Below are 19,787 nucleotides of genomic sequence, written 5' to 3'. Positions count from 1 at the left end.
ATATAAGATATATGATTTATCATAAAGGATATATTTCTTAATAAATAAGTGAGAATCTTTTTTCTTCTTTCAAGAATTTCAAATAAATAAATTTTGAATAGAAGAAATTGAAATAATAAGAGATTTTTAAATTATAGATAGAGGAAATTTGAGTATGAAAAAAAGGTTAGATTTAATACTTGTAGAAAGAGGATTGTTTGAAACTAGAGAAAAGGCTAAACGAGAAATCATGGTCGGAAATGTAATTGTGAACGAACAAGCAGTTACAAAAGCAGGGACAAACTTTAAAGATGATGAAAAATTAAATATAAGAATAAAAAACAAATTAAGGTATGTGAGCCGTGGTGGATTAAAGTTGGAGAAAGCCATTAAAGAGTGGGAATTAGACTTTAATGATAAATTAGTTTTGGATATTGGAGCTTCTACAGGTGGATTTACAGATTGTGCCTTGCAAAATGGTGCAAAAAGAGTTTATAGTGTCGATGTTGGGACAAATCAGTTGGATTGGAAATTGAGAAATGATGACAGAGTTGTTTCGATAGAAGAGACTCATATAAAGGACTTAACACCAGAAAATATTGAAAACAATAAAGTTGACTATATTGTAATTGACGTATCTTTTATTTCTTTAACAAAAGTTATTCCTTATTTTGAGAAATTTTTAAAAGAAAATGGAAAAGCTGTAATGCTAGTAAAACCACAATTTGAAGTGGGTAGAGAGAAAATAGGACGAAATGGTGTTGTTCAAGAAGAAGAATATCACGATGAGGCTATTAAAAAAATTATTGCTTTTTCAAAAGAATGTGGTTACGAATTAGTAGGCGTTAAAGATTCGCCAATAAAGGGAGCGAAAGGAAATAGCGAATTTTTAATGTTAGTAACAAACAAAAAATGTTAATTTTAAGAAAAAGAGTCGTAAAATAAGGAGGAAACGATGAAAAAAAGTAAATTGCTTCAAGCGGTATTGGGAGTTATCTTAGCAGGAGCACCATTATTTGCAGCAACAACTGTAATAAAATCAGCTGTAAATGATAAAAATGTGAGCGCAGGATATTCAAAAGATTCAATAGAATTGAATAGAATAGTAGATGTAATTAATATTATTGAAACTAATTTTGTTGGAACGAAAACAAATAAAAATGATAAAGGTGAAAAAACAGCAGAAAACGTTGCAACACCAAGTAAAGAAGAGTTGTATAAAGGAGCTGTAGAAGGTGTTGTTAGAAAATTAGATGATCCTTATTCTGAATATTTATCAACAGAAGATTTGAAAGATTTTGCTGAAGATATGGATGGAGAATATGTCGGTGTTGGAATGAGTGTAAGTAAGAAAAAAGGAGAGCCATTAGAAGTTGCATCACCATTTATTGGAAGTCCAGCTGAAAAAGTTGGTATGAGAATAAAAGATAAAATTACCAAAGTTGATGGAAAAGATATATTGCCATTGACAGCTACTGAAACTGTAAAATTATTAAAAGGTAAGGAAAATACAAAAGTAGAAGTAGAAGTTGTAAGAGAAGGTAGAAAAGAACCTTTCAAAGTTACTATGACAAGAGCTAAAATTAAACTTGAAATGGTTGAAAGCAAAATGCTTGAAAATAAAATTGGTTATGTGAGTCTTTTGAGATTTGGAAATAATGTTGGGACAGAAGTTGAAAAAGCTATAAAAGATTTAAAAGCAAAAGGAATGAGAGGGTTGATTTTTGATTTAAGATCTAATCCAGGTGGTTCGTTACAAGAAGCTCAAGATATTACTTCATTATTTGTAAAAGATAATTTGATTGTTTATTTGAAATATAAAGATGGAAGAAGAAAAGATTATAACAGAACTTTACCGTATTTAGGAGATTTCCCATTAATAGTATTGACAAATGAAGGAAGTGCTTCAGCTTCTGAAATTGTTACAGGTGCATTAAAAGATTATAAGAGAGCGACTATTATTGGAGAAAATACATTTGGTAAAGGAATTGTTCAACAAGTTATACCATTGAGAACAAATGATGCTATAAAATTAACTATTGCTCAATATTTCACACCGAAAGGGAACTATATTCATGGAAAAGGTATTGCGCCTGATATAAAAGTGGATATGGAAGAATTATTGACATTAAAAGGTTATGCAAATGATAGTGAACAAGCTATAAAAAATAGACAAAAAGAGATTGAAGATATCTTAATAAAAGATAAAGGTGCAGAAGAAGCTAAAAAAATTATTGCAGCTGGAGATGTTCAAATGAAAAGAGCTATCCAAGAAATGAATAAAAAATTAGGTATAAAATAGTAATTAATTGGATAAATTGTCTTGAATTTAAGAAAGAATTTTTTTGGTTCAAGACAGTTTTTTTTTAAAGAATAAATTAGAAAATGGGAGAAATTATGTTTTATGTTGTTGGTACGCCAATAGGAAATTTAGAGGATATAACGTTTAGGGCCTTGAGAACGTTGAAAGAGGTCGATTACATTTTTGCAGAAGATACTCGTGTTACAAAAAAATTATTGAAATTTTATGAGATTGATAAAATTGTGTACCAGTATCACGAGCATAATAAACTTCATCAAATTCAGAATATTGTTAATTTGTTGAAGGATGAAAAGCAAATTGCGTTGGTAACTGATGCGGGAACGCCTTGTATATCAGATCCTGGATATGAGCTTGTAAATGAAGTCTTGAAAGAAGGAATTAAGGTTGTTGGAATTCCTGGGGCTTCTTCGATAGTTACAGGTGCAAGTGTATCAGGATTGGATATGAGAAGAATGGCATATGAAGGATTTTTGCCAAAGAAAAAAGGAAGACAAACTTTGTTTAATAAACTAAAAGAGGAAGAAAGAACAATCGTAATTCTTGAATCACCAAATCGAATTTTGAAAACATTGAAAGACATACGAGAATATTTAGGTGAAAGATACGTTGTAATTACTCGTGAACTTACAAAAGTGTACGAAGAAATTATACGAGGCGATGTTTCAGAAATAATTGAAAGACTTGAAGAAAAACCTATAAAAGGGGAAATTGTTTTGTTTATTAGAGCAAAAGATTAGTGGAAATCTTATTTTAAAAGCATTTTTTATTATTTTTTGTAATAATAAAAACTAGAAGAAATTTTATTGAAAGAGAGAAAATTATGAATATAAACTGGTATCCAGGCCATATGAAAAAAACTAAGGAACTAATTGTAGAAAATTTAAAAATAATAGATATCGTAATAGAAATTCTGGATGCGAGAATACCGTTATCAAGTAAAAATCCTGATATTTCAAAGTTAGCGAATGGAAAACAGAAAATTGTGATTCTGAATAAGATTGATTTAATTGATGCAAAAGAGTTGAAAAAATGGGAAAGTTATTTCTTGGAAAATCATATTTCAGATTATTTTGTAGCTTTGAGCGTGGAAAAAGGGACGAATTTTAATGAATTGAGAAAAATAACAGATAGAATTTATAACGAAAAATTGGAGAAAGTTAAGAAAAAAGGTTTGAGAAAAACTTCTGTAAGAGCGATGATTGTTGGGATTCCAAATGTTGGAAAATCGAAATTTATTAATAAATTTGTGAATAAAAATAAAGCGAGAGTAGGAAATACGCCAGGATTTACGAAGGGGAAACAGTGGATAAAAATAGACGATAAGCTAGAATTATTAGATACCCCAGGAGTTTTATGGCCTAAATTTGAGGATGAAAAAGTGGCGTTTAATTTGTCGATAACTGGATCGATTAAAGATAATGTGTTACCATTGGAGCAAGTAGCATTGAAATTTATTGATAGATTGAAAGAGTTGGAAAAATTAGAGAATTTGATAAAATCGTATACTTTGAGTGAAACTGTGACGAAAGAAGAAATTTATAAATTGGAAGATCACAAAATTTTAGAAATTTTAGAAAAGAGACTGGGAGTGACAAAACAAGATGAACATAATTATGAAATTATTTCCAGAAGACTTTTAAAAGATTATAGAATGGGAAAAATTGGGAAATTCTTTTTAGAATTGCCAGAAGGAGAGTGAGATATGAGAGTTGGGATATTTACTGATACGTATAGACCGCAAGTAAATGGAGTTGTTAGCTCGATTACAACTTTAGAGCAACAGCTGAGAAAAAGAGGACATAAGGTTTATATCATAACGACAACTGATCCAGATGCACCGACTGTCGAGCCAAATGTGTTGAGAATTCCAAGCGTGGAGTTTAAGCCGGCACCACAGTATAGATTGGGATTGATGTATTCGCCGAAAATTGTTAAGAAGATAAAAAAATTGGAGTTGGATATCATTCATTCGCAGACGGAATGGGGAGTTGGAACTTTTTCGAGATTTGTGGCAACAAAATTGCATATACCATTGGTTCACACTTATCACACGTTGTATGAATACTATACACACTACATTTTTAGAGGACATATGGTAGCTCAAGCAAAAAAAATTGCAGCTGCGATAAGTAAATTTTATTGTGATAAATGTAACGCTTTGATTGTTCCAACAAGAAAAGTTGAAGATATTTTGTATTCGTATGATGTTGAAAAGGAAATGAATGTCATTCCAACGGGACTTGATATTAAGAAATTTTATCGAGAAAATTATACAGATGAAGATAGAGAGTTTATCAAGGAAAATTATAAAATAAAAGACACTGACTTTTTGTGTGTTTACATTGGAAGAGTGGCTGAAGAAAAAAGTATTGATTTATTGATTGAGATGTTTGCAAAAATTGATGATCCTAATTATAAATTTATGATTGTTGGGAAAAGTTTTGGAGATATTGGGGATAAATTGAAGGAACAGGCTGAAAGTTTGGGAATTTTGGATAGAGTGATTTTTGTTGGAGAGGTTCCGCACGAGAATGTTCCGATTTACTATCAAATTGGAGATGTATTTTTGAATGCGAGTATTTCTGAAACACAAGGATTGACTTTTGTTGAGGCGATGGCGGCAGAAGTGCCTGTTAATGCGAGATATGATTTGAATTTGGAAGACTTATTAGTAAAAAATGAAGCAGGACTTGTTTATAAAAATGAGGAAGAATTTATTGCTAATTTAAAAAAATTGAAAGAAGATAAAGAATTTAAAGATAAAATAATAAAAAATGCTTTTAAAGTTTCACAAGATTATACATCTGAAAAATTTGGTGAAAGGGTGGAAGCAGTATATAAAAAAACGATAGAGGAGTATGATGTAGATGAAAGTTTTACTATTTTCAGAGGGGAAAAATTTATTCAGCAAATCCGGCGTTGGGCAAGCCCTAAATCATCAAAAAGAAGCCCTTGGAGCAAATAATGTTGAATTTACTTTGGATGAAAAAGATGATTATGATTTAGCGCATATAAATACGATTGGATTAAAATCTTTTCAAGTGTTGCGACAAGCGAAAAAAAGAGGGATACCAGTAATTTACCACACGCATACAACTTACGAAGATTTTAGAGGAAGTGTGAAATTTAGTAATCAAATTGCACCGATTATAAAATTTTGGACAAAAATATTATACAATAGTGCAGATTATTTGATTTCTCCGAGCGAGTATACAAAAAATTTAATTAAAACGAAGTATTTGAGAAAAGATAAGGAAATACGGGTAATTTCAAATGGTGTCGATACGAAGAATTTTTGTAAAAATGAAGAATTGAAAAATAAATTTTTGGAAGAATATAAGATTGATAAGCCGTTGGTGATTACAGCAGGATTGCCGTTTGAGAGAAAAGGTATCCAAGATTTTATGAAACTTGCAGAAAAAAGGAAAGATTATCAATTTATGTGGTTTGGTTCGTCGAGTATAAAATCGATGTTGCCGAAAAAAATTCAGCATATAATTGAAAATCCGCCTAAAAATATGATTTTTCCTGGATATGTTGAGAAAGATATGTTGATTGGAGCATTTAGTGCTGCAAAAGCCTTTTTGTTTATGACATATGAGGAGAATGAAGGGATTGTTGTGTTGGAAGCGTTGTCTGCTCAATTGCCAATAGTTGTCAGAGATATTCCTGTTTATAATAAATGGCTAAAAGATGGAGTTAACTGTTTTAAAGCTAAGAATAATACAGGATTTATAGAAAAATTGAGAAAAGTTGTTAATGGTGAAGTGGAAAATTTAGATGAAATCGTGAAAAATGCGTATGAACTTGCAAAAGAAAGAGATTTGACAGAAATTGGTAAGAAATATAAAGAATATTATGAATATGTGTTAGAAAATTTTGGAAAATAAATATAGAATAAAAAGGAGAAAATTTATGAAAAAAATTGTAGTTTCACTATTTCTAATGGTTGCGATGTTAAGTTTTTCGGCTAAAAAGAGTAGTGCAGAAAATGAGATTAGAGCTAGTTTCGATAGATTTATGCAAGATTTAAAATCAGAAAAAGGAATAGACGATACAGATAAGTTAACTCAGAGTGATATTGATGAAGCAATAAATGAAATGCCGAAGGAGTTAAGAGGTTTTGTTAAAGAGATGTCACCAGCATTATTACAATTAGATCAAAATAGTGATTTGAAAAATTTTTACAAGAAAGCATATGATAAAATGAGTTATAATATAACAAAAGTTACTCAAAAAGGGAATGAAGGTATTGTGGAAGTATTTGTGAAAATGCCTGATTTTAATTCCTATAGTGGTGAAATTGAAAAGTCTTTTGAATCAAAATTTGGAAATTTAGATAAAAATACAAAACTAAAAGATGTTTTTGGGAATATTATGGATACGACAGTTAAAGAGTTTAGTAAAATTTTAGATAGAAAAGATTTAAAATACACTCAAGAAAATATGAAAATTTATTTTGAAAAAGTTGATGGAGAATGGGTTCCGCAAATGGATTTTAAAAAGAATAAAGATCTAATGAAAATAATGTCATTCAATTTATCAAATGATTTATTTTAAGAAATTTTTTTAAAGAAATTGTAGAGATATGTAAAAATTTTTGTGTAAACCTCTAAATAATATGTAGTAAAAAAACTATATATCATTTGGAGGTTTTTATTATGGCTAAAAAGGAAATTGACAACGAAATTAAAAGAGAGTGTCCTGAAAATGACACTCTCAATAAATTTTTAATTTTTAAAAATCTTCTAAATTTATAGAGAGTGTAAAATTTTTGTCGTAAATAGAATAGCAAAGTACTGAATTTACTAGATTTATCTATTAGTTTACACAAAATTCTGGACACTCTCAATTTACTTTATAATAAAAATTATTTTGAGATTATTTACTTTCTAACTCATTACAAGCTGTTTCCAATTGTTTTAACGCTCTTTCCAATACACTTCTCGGACAAGCAGTGTTAATACGCATAAATCCATTCGAACCATGATTAAATGCACGACAAGAATTTAATCCTATTTTTGCCTTTTGATAAATAAATTTTTCCAATTCATCTTGATTCAAATTATATTTTTCCATCAATTCACGGCAATCTAGCCAAACTAAGTAAGTAGCTTGTGGAACATTAGGCTTAATTAACGGAATATTTTTTTTCATAAAATCATTTAAGAAAAGAATATTTTTTTCCAAATAGTCGATTAATTGAATTAAATAATCTTCACCTTCTGTATAAGCAGCAATAGTTGCAACCAAATTAAAAGGATTATTTCTGTGAACTTCCAAATCTTTCCAAAATCTATCAAATCTCGTTTTATTTTCGATATTATTGAATACAATTGTTGCAGATTGTAAACCAGCTAAATTAAAGGCTTTCCCAGTAGCAGTACAAGTTATCGTATTTTGTCTAATTTCCTCTGAAACACTTGCCATTGGAATATGTTGGTTTCCCCAAAGAGTCAAATCAGCGTGAATTTCATCAGAAATAACAGGTACATTATATTTTATACACAAATTTCCAATCGCTTTCAATTCTTCACGACTCCAAACATGTCCCAAAGGATTATGCGGATTACAAAAGATAAATAATTTTGGATGTTGCTTCAATTTTTCTTCCAAATCTTCCAAATCAACAGTGAAAACTCCATTTTTTTCTTTAAATTTATTTTCTAAAATAATTCTTTTGTTGTCAGTACTAATATCGTAAAATTCCGAATAAACAGGGGGCTGAATCAAAATAGTATCCCCTTCTTTAGAAAATAATTTTATCAACGATCCAAGCGTGGGCACAACACCAATACTAAAGCTCAAAAGCTCTTTTCTAGGCTCCCATCCAAATCTTTTCTTTTGCCAGTTAATAAAAGATTCAAAATATTCATCAGGACGATAAACATACCCAAAAATTCCGTGCTGAGCCTTTTTTTCAAGTGCATCAATAATGGGTTGAGCAGTTTTAAAATCCATATCCGCAATCCACAAAGGAATGAAGTCTTCAGGCTCTTTCCTATGCTCAAATCCAAATCTAGCCAATTCATTATATTTAACAGAATGATTATTTTTTCTATCAATAATTTCATCAAAGTTGTATTTCATAATATCACACCTTTCATTTTTTGTAGAGTTTTATTCAATAATAGTTCTCAAAATCTCCAATTCTCCATTCAATTTAACCTCAATATTTACAGGCACTAACAAACTTTCTCCCTTTTGAATTTCAAGCGAAATAATTTCCCCATTTTCATTTTTATGAGAAATAGTACCTTTCCCCTCTAAAATAGAGTAAATAATCATACTCTCATGACAAACATCATCAAAATTTCCAGAAACTTTAATTCTATCAATCGAATAATATTTTTTCCTAATAATCGTTTTTCTAGTTTCATTACCAACGAAATTTGTATGAGTAATTATAGGTTTTTGATTAAAATCAATAACTTCTGCGGCATCATCCAAATGCAATTCTCTTTTTTTACCATTTTGAATTCTATCAAAATCATAAATTCTATAAGTTATATCAGAATTTTCCTGAATTTCAGCAAAAATTACACTTCCCTTCAAAGAAGCATGAACCATTCCAGGCACAATATCAATTAAATCGCCCTTTTTCACAGTAATTTCATTAAATAATCCCTCAAAATTATTTTCTTTTGTTTTTCTCAAAAATTCCTCTTTCGTAACGCCTTCTTTCATACCCATAATCAAAGTAGCATCATCACTAGCTTCCATAATAAACCAAGATTCACTCTTTCCTAATTCATTATGTTTTTTTAACGCAACTTCATCACTAGGATGAACTTGAATAGAAAGTCGATCATTAACATCTAAATATTTTATCAATAATGGAAATCTATCTTTGTAATTTTGGTAAGGTTTTTCACCAACTAATTTATCTTTGTATTCGGAATAAATTTCTTGTAAAGTTTTTCCCGCAAGAGGCCCATTTTCAACAATTCCCATTCCATTTGGATGTGCTGAAACTTCCCAAGATTCTCCGATATTTTTATCTTTAGGCAATTGCATATTTAATTTTTCCTCAAACGCACGACCGCCCCAAACTTTTTCAATAAAAACTTTTTTAAAACGCATTGGATACAACATAATTATTCTCCTTAACTTTTTTTAAAATTGTTAAGTAAATAATATCATTTTAGCAGTAAAAAGACAAGTAGGGATATTTAAATTTTGGGTTATTGATAAATTTGAAAAAATAGTATAACTTTCTTATAAATGGATTGTTACTGTTAGGCAGGCAAAACCTTGGTTAATAAATATGATTATTTTTTCGTGTTTAATGTTAGAAATTGACATTGATGAAATTAAGAAAGCTGGATATGTATTGACAGAATATTTAGACGTACTTGAAATGAAAAAGAAAAATGTTGAATTTGGAGATGAATTAATTACAATTGTTAAGTAATTAGGTAGTTTTAAAAGTAAAATTCAAAAAATTTTGATATTTTATTAAAAATGATTTAAAATAAAAAAGGTTAGAATTAAAATAAATGATTAGGAGGAGAAAAATGGCTAATAAAAGATTTCCAGAAGGATTTTTATGGGGAGGAGCTACTGCTGCAAATCAGCTTGAAGGAGCATATAACGAAGATGGAAAAGGGTTATCAGTACAAGATGTAACTCCAAAAGGTGGAGCAAATGTTGGTGGAGAAGTGTTGATTACGAAAGAGCCGACAGAAGATAATTTGAAATTAAAAGGAATTGATTTTTATCACAGATATAAAGAAGATATAGCTTTGTTTGCAGAAATGGGATTTAAAGTATTTAGACTTTCAATTGCTTGGAGTAGAATTTTTCCAAAAGGAGATGAATCGGAACCAAATGAAGAAGGACTAAAATTTTATGATGATGTATTTGATGAAATGGCAAAATATGGGATTGAACCACTTGTAACATTGTCACATTATGAAACACCACTTCATTTGGCAAGAGAATATAATGGATGGACAAATAGAAAATTAATTGAATTTTTTGAAAGATATGCTCGTACAGTGTTTGAAAGATATAAAGATAAGGTAAAATACTGGTTGACATTTAATGAGATAAATTCTGTTTTACACGCTCCATTTATGAGTGGAGGAATTCCAACTGATGGAGAAGTGAAACCTACTAAACAGGAATTGTATCAAGCAGTTCACAATGAATTAGTGGCTTCTGCACTAGCTACAAAAGTTGGACATGAAATTAATCCAGATTTCAAAATTGGATGTATGATTCTATCAATGCCAGCTTATCCAATGACATCGCATCCACTTGATACATTAGCAGTAAGACAATTTGAGAGAGAAAATTATTTATTTGCTGATGTGCATGTGAAAGGAAAATATCCAGCATATGCAAGAAGATATTTTAAAGAAAATAATATAAATATTGAATTTGCTGAAGGTGATGAAAAATTATTAGCTGAAAATCCAGTTGATTTTGTATCGTTCTCGTATTATGTGAGTGTTGCTGCAGCACATAATCCGCAAGATTATCAAGGTGGAAAAGGTAACTTGCTAGGTGGATTGAAAAATCCATATTTAGAATCAAGTGAATGGGGTTGGCAAGTTGATCCAGTTGGACTTAGAATTGTATTGAATGATTTTTATGACAGATACCAAATTCCATTATTTATCGTAGAAAACGGACTTGGAGCAAAAGATGTTTTAGTTGATGGACCTAATGGCCCAACAGTTGAAGATGATTATAGAATTGATTATTTGAGAAGACATTTGGAACAAGTGAGAGAAGCGATTGAAGACGGAGTAGAAGTGCTAGGATATACTTCTTGGGGTTGTATTGATTTAGTTTCTGCATCAACAGCTCAAATGAGTAAAAGATACGGATATATTTATGTAGACAGAAATGATGATGGAACTGGTTCATTAAATCGTTATAAAAAGAAATCATTTGACTGGTATAAAAAGGTAATTGCAAGTAATGGAGAAGATTTAGATTAATGTTTTTTGAATAACAGGGTGGTAATTTTATCATCCTGTTTTTTAAATTTTTTTCAAAAAAAACTCATATAAGTTTTAGGATAAAATATTGAGATTTTATGATATAATTTATTTAAGAAAAAATTTTAAAATTAATAAAAATAATTTGAAGGGAGAAAAAATGAAAAAATTTAAAATAGGATTGGTATCGAGGCTTTTGATTGCGATAGTTCTTGGTATTGGAGCAGGATTAGTTTTGCCAGAACCGATTATTAGGATAGCAGTAACTTTTTCAGGACTGTTTAGTAAATATTTAACATTCATTATACCGTTAATGATTATTGGATTTGTAGTAATTGGAATTGCAGATTTAACACAAGGTGCAGGGAAATTGTTAGGAATCACAACACTTATTGCATACACTTCAACAGTTGTCGCTGGATCACTTGCCTACATAATGGCATCGACAGTCTTTCCACACATCATTGACGGAAGTGTTTTAATAAAAATTGGAAATCCAGAAGAAAACATGCTAAAACCTTTTTTTGAAATAAGTTTGCCACCGTTATTAGATGTAACTTCAGCCGTTGTATTTTCGTTCATAATGGGACTAGCAATAAGCTGGTTACGAACAACAGGATATCAAAAAGGTGAAACAATTTATCAATTATTCTCTGATTTTTCAGAAATAATAGTAAAAGTTTTGTCAACATCAATTATTCCAATTTTGCCACTTTACATTTTTGGAACTTTTGCGAATATGGCTCATAGTGGAAGTGTTTTCACGGTAATGTCAATATTTATTAAAGTTTTTATTTGTGTATTATTGTTGCATATTGCATATTTAATAGCGCTTTTTGTAGGAGCAGGTGCGATTGGAAAGAAAAATCCAATAAAATTATTGAAAAATCAAATTCCTGGCTATATCACAGCTTTAGGAACACAATCATCAGCCGCAACAATTCCTGTAAATGTGGAATGTGCAAGAAATAATGGTGTTTCAGAGCAAATAAGAGATTTTGTCGTACCACTTTGTGCAACAATTCATATGGCAGGAAGTATTATCACAATAACAAGCTGTGTTACCGCCGTTTTAACAAAAAGATAGCAAGAAGTCTCCGACTTCTATAAGTGGGAGATGAATTGCTTTTTTTGTAAAAAAAATTGAAAAAAGGATATGCCTATGATACAATTTTTGTATAAAATATCGAAGAGAAATAATTAAAAATGATATTCAAAATCAAAAGGAGGTGTAATTTATGAAATATAATTTAGCATTCAAATACAGAATTTATCCAAATAAGGAGCAGGAATTATTGATAAATAAGACTTTTGGATGTGTCCGTTTTGTTTACAATACGATTTTATATATTGCTAATAAAATTTATGAAGAAACTGGAAAAAATAAAATAATTACACCTGCCAGTTTGAAAAGTGAAAACCAATTTTTAAAAGAAGTGGACAGTTTGGCACTTTCAAATGCTCAATTGAATGTGAGACGATCGTTTACGAATTTTTTTCAAAAGAGAGCAAAGTTTCCAAAGTTCAAATCTAAAAAGAAAAGTGTTAAAAGTTACACGACAAATTGTGTGAATAATTCGATAAGAATTGAGGAAAACAAATATTTGGTTTTGCCAAAATTGAAAAGAATAAAATTAAAATATCATAGAGAAATACCGAAGGATTACAAGATAAAGTCGGCAACATTGACAAACAGCAATGGAAATTATTATGTTTCTATTTTGACGGAATTTGAAAAAGAAATTCAAAAAATGCCAAGTAGCAATAAAATAATTGGACTTGATTTTTCAATGTCTGAATTATTTGTCAGCTCTGAAAACCAAAGGGCTGATTATCCAAGATATTTTAAGATGTTGGAGAAAAAATTAAAAAAATTACAAAAATCCTTATCAAGGAAAGTAAAATTTTCTAAAAATTGGTATAATCAAAAAGCGAAAATATCAAAATTGCATGAGTATATCAAGAATTGTCGAAGAGATTTTCTACATAAATTGTCGAAAAAATTGTCTGAAGAATATAATGCTGTGGTTGTTGAGGATTTGAATATGAAAGGGATGAGCCAGGCATTAAATTTTGGGAAAAGTGTAGGAGATAATGGATGGGGAATGTTTTTGAGAATGCTTGAGTATAAACTGATGTTTTTAGGGAAACAATTTTTGAAGATAGATAAGTGGTTTCCGTCATCGAAAACTTGTAGTAGATGTGGAAATGTTAAAGATGAACTGAAATTATCAGAAAGAAGTTATAAATGTGAGTGCTGTGGAATTGAAATTGATAGGGATTATAATGCGGCATTGAATATAAAAAACATTGGAAAAGCAATGTTGAAATATTAAAAAATAAAAGAAGACAGGGTAGGAACTACCCGAAGAGCTTGGTAAATATATTTGGCTAACAAAAGCAGATACTTCCCAAGAAGCTCCCGCTTCTACAAGCGGGAGTAGTTCACTGATGAATAATATGTCACATAGTTTAGCAATCATTGTTCCATTCATAATGACTCTAGGAGTCGCAATGGTAGCAGCCCCAGGAGCCCCAGGAGGAGCAATAATGTCAGCATTACCATTTTTAGGAATGGTTGGAATTAATTCAGCAGGACCATTAGGAACGTTACTTATTGCTTTGTATATAACTCAAGATAGTTTTGGAACAGCAGCTAATGTTTCAGGAGATAATGCGATTGCAGTGGTTGTAGATACAATTTATCACAAGTTTATAAAAAAGGATATTACAAAATAATCCAAAAAACTATAATTTAGAGATGAGGTACTAAATTTTGTATAAAAAGCAAAGTTTAAGTCTAGTAATCTAAATATCAAGAAAAATGCAATTCAAATTTACTAAAAAATATGGTAAAATTATTAAAAATAGAAATTAAAGAAAGGAGAGTATGTTTTCGACCAAACATACTATGAAAGATAATGAATATAATATTATTTGGTGCTCCAGGAGCAGGAAAAGGAACTCAAGCGAAAGAATTAATCAAAAAATATGAAATTCCTCAAATTTCAACAGGGGACATTTTAAGAGGTGCGATTGCAAATAAAACTCCACTTGGATTGGAAGCTAAAAAGTTAATGGATCAAGGTCAATTGGTTTCTGATGAAATCGTAAATGGATTAGTAGAAGCTAGATTGCAAGAAGCTGATTGCGAAAAAGGATTCATTTTAGATGGATTTCCAAGAACTGTTGCACAAGCAGAAGAATTAGACAAAATTATGAAAAAAATTGGAAAAGAAATTGATAAAGTAATTGCTTTAGAAGTAAGCGATGATGAAATTATTGAAAGAATTACTGGAAGAAGAGTATCAAAAGTGACTGGAAAAATTTATCACATTAAATATAATCCGCCAGTAGATGAAAAATTAGAAGATTTAGAACAAAGAGCAGATGACAACGAAGAAACTGTTAAAAAAAGATTGGCAGTTTATAACGAACAAACAGCACCTGTGTTAGATTTCTATAAAAAACAAAATAAAGTTTATGAAGTAGACGGTGCACAAGGATTAGAAAATATTACAAAAGACATTATTGAAATTTTAGAAAAATAGGAAAGAAGTATTAAAATGATAATTTACAAAACATTAGATGAAATAAAAAAAATAAAAGCTGCAAATCACATTATTGCACAATTATTTGAAGAAGTATTGCCTAAATACATAAAAGCAGGAATTAGCACTTACGAATTGGATCAAATATCAGAAGATTTTATAAGAAGTAAAGGTGCAATTCCAGGAACAAAAGGATATGACATTGGAAGACCTTACCCACCATATCCAGCAGCAACTTGTATTTCTGTAAACGAAGTTGTTGTACACGGAATTCCTAGCAAAAAACAAATTTTAAAAGAAGGGGATATTTTGACAATTGATACAGTTACTGTTTTAGATGGATATTTTGGAGATGCAGCAATAACTTATGCTGTAGGTGAAATTGACGAAACTTCTAAAAAATTGATGGAAGTAACTGAAAAAGCAAGAGAAATTGGAATCGAAGCATCAAGAGCTGGAAACAGAATAGGAGACATCGGAGCTGCAATTCAAGAATACGTTGAAAAATATGGATTTTCTTTAGTAAGAGACTTTGCTGGACACGGTTGTGGAAAAGAAATGCACGAAGACCCAATGGTACCAAATTACGGAAGAGCTGGAACTGGTGCAAAAATTGAAGATGGAATGGTAATCACAATCGAACCAATGGTAAATGTAGGAACTTACAGAGTAAAAATCTTGCCAGATATGTGGACAGCCGTAACAAAAGATGGAAAAAGATCAGCACAATACGAACATAGTATCGCCATTATTGATGGGAAGCCAGTTATTTTAAGTGTAAATGACTAAATTATTTTAGAATTTAAAATTAAAAAATTTTTTGATAAATTTATTAAATTAAAACTAAAACTAAAAATAATGAAAACTGTTTAAAAATAGAGCTATTTTTAGACAGTTTTTTCATATCACTAGAAAAAATTAAAAATTTTGCTTTTGCAAAGAAAGGAGGAAAAATGTTGTTATTAATATTATCAGCACTTTTAACGTTATTCATAGCATTGGAACATATTTATATTTTTGTATTAGAAATGTTTTTCAATGAAAGTGAAACTGCTCAAAAAGCTTTTGGATTAGATTCAGAATTTCTAAAAGATGAACGTGTTAAAAATTTATTTTCAAATCAAGGTTTGTATAATGCTTTTCTTGCAGTAGGACTGTTGTGGAGTTTGACAGAAACAGGTATTTTTAGATATCAGTTATCATTTTTCTTTTTGACTTGTGTTCTTTGTGCTGCAATTTATGGTTCTATAACATCTAATAAGAAAATATTTTACATTCAAGGAATTCCAGCACTTCTAGCACTAATATCTACAGGGATGTATATAATTTTGTAGAAATGAATTTATGAGTATGTATGACGTGATTATTTAGAAGTATTGAGATAGCTTTTTATTTTAAAAGTTAGATATTTTAATAAAAAAAAACGGTCTCTATGGGAGATATTATATCCTTAAAAGACCGTTTTTTATTCTATAAATTTATTTTTCTAATTTTATCTATGACGTTTAATATTTCTCTTCATTATCTCATTTTTATAAAGTTTTCTTAGATAAATAGTTGTTAAAATTCCAGCAACAATTTCTGCTATCGGAAAAGCAATCCAAACACCTTTCATTCCCATTACTCTAGAAAGTAAATATGAAAGTGGAAGAATTACAATTAATTGACGAATTAGTGAAATAATAAGACTAAATGTACCTTTACCTAAAGATTGGAAAGTCCCGCTCGAAACAATTGAAAAAGGTGCGATAAGGAATGAAAAACTTATTATTCTAAGTGCAGGAACTCCAATCGCAAGCATATTGTCTGACGCATCAAATATTTTCAAAATTTGAACTGGCAAAATCTGGCAAAGCACAAATCCAGCAAGCATAATACTAAATGCATAAATATTTGCAACTTTCACAGTTTTCAAAAGTCTTTTTATTTTCCCAGCACCGTAGTTGTATGAAACAATGGAAATAACTGAATTATTCAATCCAAAAACTGGTAAGATAACAAAACTTTGTAATTTAAAATACACTCCTAAAACCGCTGTTGCCGTCGTAGAAAACGAAGCTAAAAGATTATTTAGCTGGAATATCATAAATGATGCTGCAGATTGCATAACTATTGATGGAAATCCAATTTCATAAATATTAACAATTGTTTTAAAATCCACTGCAAATTTCTTAATAGAAATACGAACTTCATGATTTTTTACAACATTAAAATATAAAGCCATAAACATTGCTACAGTTTGTCCAAAAATTGTAGCTACAGCCGCTCCAACAATTCCCATTTTTGGAAATCCAAAAAGTCCAAAGATAAAAATCGGATCAAAAATAATATTTATGATAGCTCCTGTACTTTGAGTAATCATCGTATAAATCGTTTTCCCCGACGCAATAAGCATTCTCTCAAAAGTAATTTCCATAATAATTGAAAACGCAAAAATAGAACAAATACTCAAATATTGGATTCCGTATGTTTCAATAATTCCTGAAGCTTTTTGAAATTCAAAATAAAATTTTGCCAAAAATATTCCAAAAAGTGCAAACAAAATAGAATTTAAAATCCCTAAGAAAATCCCATTATGTACAACACGAGTTATCCCTTTTTCATCATGAGCTCCTAAATATCGAGCAATCAAAGCAGTTATCCCAACTCCAACACCAACTCCAGCTGAAATCATAAGATTTTGAGCAGGAAACGACATTGAAACGGCAGTAAGAGCATCCTCGTTAATTCTAGCCACAAAAAGGCTATCTACAATATTATAAAAAGCCTGTACAAACATCGAAGTTATAAGAGGCAGTGACATATTAATTATAAGTTTATTAATGGGCATAGTCCCCATTTTGTTTTCTGGTCTTTTTCTTTTCGTTAAAGTCATTAAAAATTTTCCTTTCTATAAATTATTTATTTTTAAAAAAATAAAAATAATACTGCACGTCATTGTTATAAAAATACGGCTGTATTATTCACTTCTAAACATTATAGCAAATTTTTTTTTACTTTGTAAAGAGAAATATTGCATTTTTATCAATAAAAAAAGTATAATATATTTGAAAAAATAAAATTAAAAAGGAGCTGAGTTTATGTTAAAAAAAATCGAAAATGAAAAAAGTATGAAAAAGTTTAATGATACAATTGCAGATAAATACGACTATATTTTTCCATTGTCACCAATGCAGAAAAAATTTTTGGATGAAGAAGTAAAAGGTAAAAAAATATTAGATGTTGGAGCAGGAACAGGAAAAGTGACAAAATATTTGAGTGAAAAAGGTATGGATTTGACTTCAATTGATTTAAATGAAAGACTTATAAAAAAAGCATCTGAAAAGGGAATTAAAATTTTAAATGAAAATATGCTAAATATTGATAAATTCTCAAAATTTGACACAATAATAAATATAGGAAATGCATTGCCACATTTAAACGACAAAAAAGAAATCTACGAATTTCTAGAAAAATCCTACAAACAATTAAATATTGGTGGGAAAATAATAATTCAAATTATAAATTTCGTAAAATTTATAAAAAATAAAAATGAAAATAATTTTCTTGGAAATCTTCCATTAATTGAAAATGAAAATGTAAAATTTGAGAGGGCCTATTATCTAAATGAAGAAAATAACATCATTTTCAAAACAATACTCGATAACGAAATAGAAAACGAAGAAATACTTCTAAACATCTCATTTGATGAGCTAAAAGACTATTTTGAAAAAGTAGGATTTAAAAATATAAAAATTTATGGTGGATTTGATAAGTCAAAATTTGATGCTAATAATTCGATGCCAGTTGTAGTGACAGGAGAAAAATAATTTTACAAATTTAGCAAAAAATATAAGTTTTTTAATATTTTTAAGTAGACAAATCCCCAAAAATATCGTATAATTAAAAAACATGGATAAAATTAGATTTTATGAATTTAATTTTACCATAATTTTTAAAATAAAAACTTTTCAAATGAAGTTAAAAAAATTTTTAGCAATTTGAAAAGATGAAATGTTCAAAAAAACTAGACATTTTTTAAAAATTTTGTTATAATTGAAAGGATCTGAGGTGATTTTTATGGCAAAACAAGATGTTTTAGAGTTGGAAGGTGAAATTTTAGAAGCCTTACCAAACGCTATGTTCCAAGTAAGATTGGAAAATGGTCACGAAGTGTTAGGACATATCTCAGGAAAAATGAGAATGAATTACATCAAAATTTTACCTGGTGATAAAGTAACGGTAGAAGTTTCACCGTATGATTTATCAAGAGGTAGAATAGTTTACAGAAAAAAATAAACTAGTATTTGAAAGGAGGGTTTTTAGTGAAAGTAAAAGCTTCAGTAAAACCTATTTGTGACAAATGTAAAATCGTTAAACGTCACGGGAAAGTAAGAGTAATATGCGAAAACCCTAAACATAAGCAAATACAAGGATAATTAAGATTGACAAATAAACAAACTATAAAGATTTTTATTAGATATACTTATATTATAAAAGATATTGAAGGTAAAAATTGTAAAAGTATGTTTGGCTGTAGAGCTTATTCCTTATAAAACTTATGTAAGGGCATATTGAAGAAGATTTAAAAATATCAAAAAAATGAGGAGGAACGAATTTGGCTAGAATAGCAGGAGTTGATATTCCAAGAAATAAAAGAGTTGAAATTTCATTAACTTATATCTTTGGAATCGGGAAAAGTACTTCAAACAAAATTTTAGAAAAAGCAGGTGTTGATAAAAACATCAGAGTTAAAGATTTAACTGAAGAACAAGTAGCACAAATCAGAAACTTTGTAGAAGAATATAAAGTTGAAGGAGAATTAAGAAAAGAAATTAGACTTAATATAAAAAGATTACTTGACATTAAGAGTTACAGAGGATTAAGACATAGAAATGGATTACCTGTAAGAGGACAAAAAACTAAAACAAATGCAAGAACAAGAAAAGGGCCAGTTAAAATGGCAGTTGCTAAGAAAAAATAATTAAGTTAAGGAGGAAACCA

Annotated in this window: 21 protein-coding genes and 1 pseudogene; 19 read left to right on the top strand and 3 right to left on the bottom strand. The window is 29.4% G+C overall.

Annotated features, from left to right (window positions below; genetic code table 11):
* Positions 1 to 154: 154 nt before the first annotated feature.
* From J4863_RS08825 to J4863_RS08795, 7 genes are all read left to right on the top strand, one after another.
* A complete protein-coding gene (locus J4863_RS08825) occupies positions 155 to 898 on the top strand; it encodes a TlyA family RNA methyltransferase (protein WP_211618357.1) in 744 nt (247 codons plus the stop codon).
* Between the two features lie 36 nt (positions 899 to 934).
* A complete protein-coding gene (locus tag J4863_RS08820) occupies positions 935 to 2,281 on the top strand; it encodes a S41 family peptidase (RefSeq protein ID WP_211618356.1) in 1,347 nt (448 codons plus the stop codon).
* Positions 2,282 to 2,376: 95 nt separating this feature from the next.
* Positions 2,377 to 3,039 (top strand): 16S rRNA (cytidine(1402)-2'-O)-methyltransferase, encoded by a 663-nt coding sequence (rsmI, locus tag J4863_RS08815; RefSeq protein WP_211618355.1) that lies wholly within the window; start codon positions 2,377 to 2,379, stop codon positions 3,037 to 3,039.
* A gap of 83 nt (positions 3,040 to 3,122) precedes the next feature.
* Positions 3,123 to 4,001 carry a ribosome biogenesis GTPase YlqF gene (gene ylqF / locus J4863_RS08810; RefSeq protein ID WP_211618354.1) on the top strand — a complete coding sequence of 293 codons (879 nt, stop codon included), beginning with the start codon at positions 3,123 to 3,125 and terminating at the stop codon, positions 3,999 to 4,001.
* 3 nt (positions 4,002 to 4,004) lie between these two features.
* The gene (locus tag J4863_RS08805; protein WP_211618353.1) at positions 4,005 to 5,267 is read left to right on the top strand and encodes a glycosyltransferase; all 1,263 of its coding nucleotides are present in this window, start codon (positions 4,005 to 4,007) and stop codon (positions 5,265 to 5,267) included.
* Positions 5,170 to 6,192 carry a glycosyltransferase family 4 protein gene (locus tag J4863_RS08800; protein ID WP_211618352.1) on the top strand — a complete coding sequence of 341 codons (1,023 nt, stop codon included), beginning with the start codon at positions 5,170 to 5,172 and terminating at the stop codon, positions 6,190 to 6,192. The genes J4863_RS08805 and J4863_RS08800 overlap by 98 nt, the downstream gene beginning before the upstream one ends.
* 25 nt (positions 6,193 to 6,217) lie before the next feature.
* Positions 6,218 to 6,862, top strand: a complete 645-nt coding sequence (locus J4863_RS08795) for a hypothetical protein (RefSeq protein WP_211618351.1) — start codon at positions 6,218 to 6,220, stop codon at positions 6,860 to 6,862.
* Between the two features lie 321 nt (positions 6,863 to 7,183).
* Here the strand turns inward: J4863_RS08795 and J4863_RS08790 are convergent, their stop codons facing one another.
* Positions 7,184 to 8,392 carry a MalY/PatB family protein gene (locus J4863_RS08790; protein WP_211618350.1) on the bottom strand — a complete coding sequence of 403 codons (1,209 nt, stop codon included), beginning with the start codon at positions 8,390 to 8,392 and terminating at the stop codon, positions 7,184 to 7,186.
* Positions 8,393 to 8,422: 30 nt separating this feature from the next.
* The gene (locus J4863_RS08785; protein ID WP_211618349.1) at positions 8,423 to 9,397 is read right to left on the bottom strand and encodes a type I phosphomannose isomerase catalytic subunit; all 975 of its coding nucleotides are present in this window, start codon (positions 9,395 to 9,397) and stop codon (positions 8,423 to 8,425) included.
* Positions 9,398 to 9,569: 172 nt separating this feature from the next.
* Here J4863_RS08785 and J4863_RS08780 point away from each other — a divergent pair, with 172 nt between their 5' ends.
* The 8 genes and pseudogenes from J4863_RS08780 to J4863_RS08745 all read left to right on the top strand — a co-directional run bounded on the left by J4863_RS08780 (position 9,570) and on the right by J4863_RS08745 (position 16,138).
* Positions 9,570 to 9,716: a hypothetical protein gene (locus J4863_RS08780; protein ID WP_211618348.1), complete on the top strand. Its 147-nt coding sequence runs from the start codon at positions 9,570 to 9,572 to the stop codon at positions 9,714 to 9,716.
* Between the two features lie 103 nt (positions 9,717 to 9,819).
* Positions 9,820 to 11,253, top strand: coding sequence for a glycoside hydrolase family 1 protein (locus J4863_RS08775; RefSeq protein WP_211618347.1), 1,434 nt, complete (start codon positions 9,820 to 9,822; stop codon positions 11,251 to 11,253).
* Positions 11,254 to 11,413: 160 nt separating this feature from the next.
* On the top strand, positions 11,414 to 12,340 hold the full coding sequence (locus tag J4863_RS08770) for a cation:dicarboxylate symporter family transporter (protein ID WP_211618346.1): 927 nt from the start codon (positions 11,414 to 11,416) through the stop codon (positions 12,338 to 12,340).
* 151 nt (positions 12,341 to 12,491) lie between these two features.
* On the top strand, positions 12,492 to 13,589 hold the full coding sequence (locus J4863_RS08765; RefSeq protein WP_211618345.1) for an RNA-guided endonuclease TnpB family protein: 1,098 nt from the start codon (positions 12,492 to 12,494) through the stop codon (positions 13,587 to 13,589).
* A gap of 112 nt (positions 13,590 to 13,701) precedes the next feature.
* Positions 13,702 to 13,992 (top strand): annotated as a pseudogene (locus J4863_RS08760) (cation:dicarboxylate symporter family transporter); the annotation flags it as partial.
* A 182-nt stretch (positions 13,993 to 14,174) separates the two neighbouring features.
* Entirely contained in the window at positions 14,175 to 14,804 is a 630-nt protein-coding gene (locus J4863_RS08755) for an adenylate kinase (RefSeq protein WP_211618344.1), read from the top strand.
* 15 nt (positions 14,805 to 14,819) lie between these two features.
* Positions 14,820 to 15,593, top strand: a complete 774-nt coding sequence (gene map, locus J4863_RS08750) for a type I methionyl aminopeptidase (protein WP_211618343.1) — start codon at positions 14,820 to 14,822, stop codon at positions 15,591 to 15,593.
* Positions 15,594 to 15,757: 164 nt separating this feature from the next.
* Positions 15,758 to 16,138, top strand: a complete 381-nt coding sequence (locus tag J4863_RS08745) for a DUF1304 domain-containing protein (protein ID WP_211618342.1) — start codon at positions 15,758 to 15,760, stop codon at positions 16,136 to 16,138.
* 158 nt (positions 16,139 to 16,296) lie between these two features.
* On the opposite strand, the gene J4863_RS08740 is transcribed toward J4863_RS08745, so the two are convergent.
* Complete coding sequence (locus J4863_RS08740; protein WP_211618341.1) at positions 16,297 to 17,679, bottom strand: MATE family efflux transporter; 1,383 nt, start codon at positions 17,677 to 17,679, stop codon at positions 16,297 to 16,299.
* A 205-nt stretch (positions 17,680 to 17,884) separates the two neighbouring features.
* Here J4863_RS08740 and J4863_RS08735 point away from each other — a divergent pair, with 205 nt between their 5' ends.
* The 4 genes from J4863_RS08735 to rpsM all read left to right on the top strand — a co-directional run bounded on the left by J4863_RS08735 (position 17,885) and on the right by rpsM (position 19,767).
* Positions 17,885 to 18,613 carry a bifunctional 2-polyprenyl-6-hydroxyphenol methylase/3-demethylubiquinol 3-O-methyltransferase UbiG gene (locus J4863_RS08735; protein ID WP_249111522.1) on the top strand — a complete coding sequence of 243 codons (729 nt, stop codon included), beginning with the start codon at positions 17,885 to 17,887 and terminating at the stop codon, positions 18,611 to 18,613.
* Positions 18,614 to 18,863: 250 nt separating this feature from the next.
* Entirely contained in the window at positions 18,864 to 19,082 is a 219-nt protein-coding gene (infA, locus tag J4863_RS08730; protein WP_006807623.1) for a translation initiation factor IF-1, read from the top strand.
* A gap of 26 nt (positions 19,083 to 19,108) precedes the next feature.
* Positions 19,109 to 19,222, top strand: coding sequence for a 50S ribosomal protein L36 (gene rpmJ, locus J4863_RS08725; RefSeq protein WP_015770204.1), 114 nt, complete (start codon positions 19,109 to 19,111; stop codon positions 19,220 to 19,222).
* 179 nt (positions 19,223 to 19,401) lie between these two features.
* Positions 19,402 to 19,767 carry a 30S ribosomal protein S13 gene (rpsM, locus tag J4863_RS08720; RefSeq protein ID WP_211618340.1) on the top strand — a complete coding sequence of 122 codons (366 nt, stop codon included), beginning with the start codon at positions 19,402 to 19,404 and terminating at the stop codon, positions 19,765 to 19,767.
* Positions 19,768 to 19,787 lie beyond the last annotated feature (20 nt).

Origin of the sequence: Leptotrichia sp. oral taxon 221 (genome assembly GCF_018128245.1) — a bacterium.
GTDB lineage: Bacteria > Fusobacteriota > Fusobacteriia > Fusobacteriales > Leptotrichiaceae > JABCPH02.
This window is presented reverse-complemented; position numbering and strand designations above follow the sequence as displayed.